Genomic DNA, 1112 nt, shown 5'->3' on the forward strand with positions numbered 1-1112 from the left:
TGCGCAAGCTTTTGAATATTTTGGTTGATCGATATAATCATGAATCAATCGATTTTTAGCCTCACGCGCTAAGTTAATATCTGTGAACTTAAAAATTCCTTTAACAGCTTCTCTGAAAGATTTTGAATTTTTTTTAGGAATGGTGGTAAAGATATTTCTTAGGAAGTGAACTTGGCATCTTTGCCAACTTACGTTGGTGAAGGATTTTCTAATGGCAGAGACTAATCCTTTGTGCGCATCAGAAATAACGAGTTCCGTACCTTGTAAACCGCGTTCTTTTAGGTATTCAAAAAATGTTGTCCAGGTCTCTTCGCTTTCGCCACTTTGAATCATGAAGCCGATAATTTCACGGTCGCCATCTTTGGTTATTCCAATCGCTATATGACAGCTTTTTGAGAGTACTCGATTTTCTTCTCGTACTTTTATATAGAGTACATCGGTCATTAAGTAAGGATAATTTTTTTCTGATAATAAACGATTCTGCCACTCGTTAACCATAGGTTCTAGCTGTTCTGTTAAGCTAGAAACGAAGGACTTAGAGACGGATTTACCACAAAGTTCTTCCACAATTTTTGATACTTTACGAGTTGAAACGCCTGATACATACATTTCCAACATTGAAGCCATGAGGGCTTTTTCGTTTCGTTGATAACGTTCAAACACTGTGGGTGAAAAATGGCCATCACGTGTTCTGGGTACTTTTAATTCTAGCGTGCCTACACGTGTCGTAAAGCTGCGCTCATAATAGCCATTTCGTTGACTTTGTCGGTTTTCTGTTCGTTCATATTCTTTTGCTTGAATATATTCTGTTCGTTGATTTTCCATTAGTTGATTAAATACCGTTGTTAAAATATTTTTAGAAACGTCATCCTTTACAGAATATTCAATAATGCTTTGAATCTCTTCGCTTTTCAGTGTAAAATGTACTTGGGTCATGTAAAAGTCCTCCTGGGTATGTTTTTGTCGTTAAAAACATTGTACCGTAAAAGGACTGTTATATGGCCTTTTTACTTTTACACAATTATACGGACTTTATCTAGTGGTGGTATTTTTAAATGAACCATTAAAATTTTACTATTACAAATTTAACTAATGAATTTGGAGAAAAATAA

General features: G+C 35.1%; 1 protein-coding gene. It reads right to left on the bottom strand.

The annotated features are described in order from the left end of the window. Positions 1-936, bottom strand: a 936-nt coding sequence (locus KA883_RS13250) for an IS256-like element IS256 family transposase (RefSeq protein ID WP_210125940.1), incomplete at its 3' end; no start/stop codon positions are given. Positions 937-1112 lie beyond the last annotated feature (176 nt).

Source organism: Staphylococcus sp. GDY8P54P, from assembly GCF_017892645.1.
Taxonomy (GTDB): domain Bacteria; phylum Bacillota; class Bacilli; order Staphylococcales; family Staphylococcaceae; genus Staphylococcus; species Staphylococcus ureilyticus.